The following is a 4,425-nucleotide window of genomic DNA, read 5'->3' as shown; positions in this document are numbered from 1 at the left end:
TGTTCACCGACCTGCTGCCCAGGCTCCAGCAGGCGGCCGTGATGCTCACCGGAAGTCCGGTCACGGCCGGGGACGTCGTCCACGACGCGTACCTGCGGATCGCCCGCCGCCCCGAGCGCTTCCTCGGCCATCCGCAGCCCTACGCCTACGCGTTCACGACCATGGTCAACCTCCTGCGCGACCAGTGGCGCCGGGACCGCCGCCGGATCCCGCTGCCCGGGTTGCCCGAGCTCGCCGAGGCGGTGGAGCGCGGCCGGTCCGCGCTCGACCCGCCGCCCGGTGGGGTGGCCGAGCTCCAGGCGCGCTGGGAGGTGCTCCGGCTGCTCGGCTTCCTGACCGCCAAGCAGGCCCGCGTCGTGGTGCTGGTCGACCTCGACGGCTACTCCGTCGACGAGGCCGCCGAACTGCTCGGCCTGCACCGCAGCACCCTGGCCGTCACCCGGCGCCGAGCCCACGGCCGGCTGCGCGCCATCCTGGAGCATGAACGCCGACACGGCGTTTGAGTGCTCTCCGCCCGCTCCGACGCACCGAACTGACGGGAAGTCGGCTGATGTGCCGCCCCGGCCCGTACGCTGAAAATCGTGATCACGGACGAGGACCGCCGCCTCCGCGCCCTGGCCGAGAACGGCCGCTGGCCCGAGCTGCTCGCCGCCTACCGGCAGGGTCGGGCGGCCGCCGTCGCGCAGGCCGGAGAGGAGACCGCGGCGGCCCTGACCGCTCCGCTCGGCCACCTGATCGCCTACTCGGCGCCGCCCGAACTCTCCGTCCGGCTGTTCGACGCGGACGGCGGCGCGGGGACGGTCGCCGGGGTGGCCGACCACGACGCCGGACCGCTCTGGGAGGTGCTCGCCACCCGGCACTCCTGGCTGCGACTGGCCCCGCTGCTCGGCCCCGCCCCGGTGCGCCGACTGGTCGCGCACACCCGGGTGCTGCTCGGCGAGGACCTCTCGTACGGGGCCGAACCCGACCCGGAGGGCGTGCCGCTGCGCCTGGAGCCGTGGGAGAAGGCCGGCTGGGACGAGGCCTCCCGGGTGCGCGAGTACCTGCCCGGCGGCGGGGCGCGCAGTGCGCTGCTGACCCTGCCGGCCAGTCGGGAGGGCCTCGGCGAGGTCGAGCTGCCGGAGCCGGGGGCCCGGCTGGGCGGGCAGCGGGTCACCAGGGCGCTCGCGGAACTGACCGCGCTCGCGCCCTGGACGGAGGTGGTCTGCGTGCGCGGTCAGGCCCCGCTCGCGGCCGCCGTGCTGGCCCGGGACCGACGGGTCGTCGGTGGCTACCTGCCGTTCGCGCTCGCCTACCCGGCGCTGGTGCAGTCCGCCGCCGTGGGCCGGACGCACGGCTGCGCGCACGGGCGGCTGGGCCTGTGGCGGGTGCTCGGCGCGATGGCCGGCTCCTGCCAGGTGAAGCAGCGCATCCGGGCCTCCGACATGAAGCGGTCGATGCCGACGATCAGCCCGACGCCGTCCACCAGGGCCGGCTTGTGGGACTGCAACCCGCCTGCGAGGGTGGCCAGTCCGGCGCCGGTGACCCCGGCGGCGCCCTTGCTGGCGATCACCATGAACACCAGCAGCGAGAGCTGCTCGCCGAGCGACATCGGCTTGTCCATCGCCTCGGAGATGAAGATCGAGGACATGGTGAGGTAGATCGCGGTGCCGTCCAGGTTGAAGCTGTAGCCGGTCGGCACGGTGATGCCGACGACCGGGCGGCTGACGCCCAGGTGCTCCATCTTGGCGATCAGGCGGGGCAGCGCGCTCTCGGAGGAGGAGGTCGAGAGGATCAGCAGGAACTCGCGGCCGAGGTACTTGAGCAGCGCGAACACGTTGACCCCGGCGATCAGTCGCAGCAGCGTGCCGAGCACCACGACGACGAACAGGGCGCAGGTCAGGTAGAAGCCGACCATGATCACGGCGAGGCTCTTCAGCGCGGCCGTGCCGGTGGCGCCGACCACCGCGGCCATCGCCCCGAAGGCGCCGACGGGCGCGACCCACATGATCATCGACATGACCCGGAAGACCAGCCGCTGCAGGTGCTCGATCCCGCGCAGCACCGGCGCGCCGACCGGGCCCATTGCCTGCAGCGCGAAGCCGGCCAGCAGCGCGACCAGCAGGGTCTGCAGCACCTTGCCCTGGGTGAGGGCCGAGAAGAAGGTGTCGGGGATCATCCCGAGCAGGAAGTCGGTGGTCGACTGGGCGCCGCCGGCGGCCGCCTGGGCGTGGCCGGACTTGGCGAGCGCGGCGGTCAGGTGCAGGCCGCCGCCGGGCTCCAGCAGATTGCCGACGACCAGGCCGATGGCCAGTGCGACGGTGGACATGGCGAGGAAGTAGCCGAGCGCGAGGCCGCCGACCTTGCCCACCTTCGCGGCCTTGGTGACCGAGCCGATGCCGAGCACGATGGTGCAGAAGATCACCGGGCTGATCATCATCTTGATCAGGTTGACGAAGCCGGTGCCGACCGGCTTCAGCTCCACGGCGAAGCCCGGGGCCGCCAGCCCGACCACCACACCCGCGACCACCGCGGCGATCACGGCGAGGTAGAGGTAGTGGGTCCGGTCCCTGCGGCTGGGTCTCTCCGCCTTCGCGGCTCCGGTGATCGACATCTGCGGCTCCTTTGCCCTGCAGTCCTGGCGGCCCCGGGTGGTGGGCCGCTCCGACTATGGGCGGAGGGGTGACGGAGGTCACGTTTGCGTTCATAGAGTTCACGGCCGGGCCCCGGTCGCTGTCGTTCGAGGAAGCCGCCGGAGGCCGCCGGTGGCTTCCGACGGCCGCCCCGGGCCCCGGAGGCGCCGGTGGCCGTGGTGCACACTGGCAGGCATGTCCGTGAGCACCGCCCCCACCGGCTCGCGTCGCCGGTGGTTCCCCCTGTCGCGCCGGCTGGTCCGCAGCCTGGCCGGGCAGCTGTTCGTCGTCCAGGTGGTGATCGTCGCCGCCGTGGTGGCGGGCGGTGCGGTGCTCGCGTACGTGTTCACCGCCGAGCGCACCGAGGACGCGGCCCGCCGGGAGGTCACCTCCGTCGCCCATGCCGTCGCCGACTCGCCGTCCGTACGGGCCGCCGTCGTCGGGCCCGACCCGACCGCGGCGCTCCAGCCGTACGTCGAGCAGGTGCGCCAGGACTCCGGGGTCTCCTTCATCACCGTCATGGACACCGCCGGGGTGCGCTGGACCCACCCCCTGCCCGAGCAGATCGGCAGGCCCTACCTCGGGCACATCGACTGGGCGCTCGCCGGGCAGACCCGCAGCGAGACGTACACCGGCACGCTCGGCCCGTCGGTCCGGGTGGTCACGCCGGTGTGGGACGACGGGCACCGGGTGGTCGCGCTGGTCAGTGTGGGGCTGACGCTGGAGTCGATCTCCGCGCAGCTGAGCACTCCACTGCTGGCCCTGGTCGGGGTCGCGGTGGCCGCGCTCGCGGTCGGCGGGGTTGGCACCTACCTCGCCAACTCCCGGCTGCGGCGACACACCCACGGCATGGGGCCGGCCGAGCTCAGCCACCTCTACGAGTACCACCAGGCGACCCTGCACTCGGTGCGCGAGGGCCTGATCCTGCTCGATCGCGCCCACCGGGTGGTGCTGTGCAACGATGCCGCCCGTGAACTGCTCGGGCTGGAGGGCGAGTTGGAAGGGCGTTCGATCGAAGCGCTGGGCCTGCCGGAGGCGCTGGTGGCGGCGGTGGTGGGTGAGGAGCCGGTGCGGGACGAGGTGCACCTGGCCGTCGAGCGGGTCGTGGTGCTCAACACCTCCACCATCGGCACCGGCCCCGGCCTCGGCCGGGTGGTGACCCTTCGCGACCACACCGAACTCCAGTCGTTGAGTGGCGAGTTGGACTCGGTGCGTGGCTTCACCGAAGCACTCGGGGCGCAGGCGCACGAGGCCGCCAACCGACTGCACGCGGTCGTCTCGCTGATCGAACTCGGCCGCCACGAACAGGCGGTGGAGTTCGCCACCGCCGAACTCGAACTCGCCCAGCAGCTCACCGACCGGGTGGTCGCGGCGGTCGGCGAGCCGGTGCTGGCCGCGCTGCTGCTCGGCAAGGCCTCCCAATCCGCCGAGCGGGGAGTCGAGTTGACCCTCACCGAGGACAGCCGGATCGACGACGGGCTGCTCCCGCCCGGGCTCCTCGCGCGGGACCTGATCACCGTGCTCGGCAACCTGATCGACAACGCGGTGGACGCCGCCATCGCCGGAGCCGCACACAGCCCCGTCCCGCCGGAGGTCACCGTCACCGCGCGGATCGACGGCGAGGGCTCCCCGGACGCCTGCCTGCTGCTGCGGGTGGCCGACACCGGGGAGGGCATCGACCCGGCCGCCGTCGAGGACGTGTTCCGGCGCGGCTGGAGCACCAAGCAGGACGGTCACGGGCACGGCCTCGGCCTGGCCCTCGTCGCCCAGGCCGCCCGGCGCAACGGCGGCACCGTCGAGGTCGGGCGGGAGC

At 73.4% G+C, this 4,425-nt stretch carries 3 protein-coding genes; 2 read left to right on the top strand and 1 reads right to left on the bottom strand.

From position 1 onward, the window contains the following. Nucleotides 1–503, top strand: a 503-nt coding sequence (locus tag J0670_RS31220; protein ID WP_307806781.1) for an RNA polymerase sigma factor, incomplete at its 5' end; no start/stop codon positions are given. A 788-nt stretch (nt 504–1,291) separates the two neighbouring features. Here the strand turns inward: J0670_RS31220 and J0670_RS31215 are convergent. Further along, nucleotides 1,292–2,593 (bottom strand): cation:dicarboxylate symporter family transporter, encoded by a 1,302-nt coding sequence (locus tag J0670_RS31215; RefSeq protein ID WP_207815220.1) that lies wholly within the window; start codon nt 2,591–2,593, stop codon nt 1,292–1,294. A 214-nt stretch (nt 2,594–2,807) separates the two neighbouring features. On the opposite strand from J0670_RS31215, the gene J0670_RS31210 reads away from it, so the two are divergent. Then, nucleotides 2,808–4,425, top strand: a 1,618-nt coding sequence (locus J0670_RS31210) for a sensor histidine kinase (protein WP_207815219.1), incomplete at its 3' end; no start/stop codon positions are given.

Origin of the sequence: Streptomyces sp. FH025, assembly GCF_017427025.1 — a bacterium.
Lineage (GTDB): Bacteria > Actinomycetota > Actinomycetes > Streptomycetales > Streptomycetaceae > Kitasatospora.
The sequence above is the reverse complement of the archived record's forward strand: the minus strand, read 5'-3'. Positions and strand labels throughout refer to the sequence as shown.

Coding starts and splice junctions, on each gene's coding strand:
- J0670_RS31215 (WP_207815220.1), bottom strand. CDS start 2,593: ATGTCGATCACCGGAGCCGCGAAGGCGGAGAGACCCAGCCGCAGGGAC.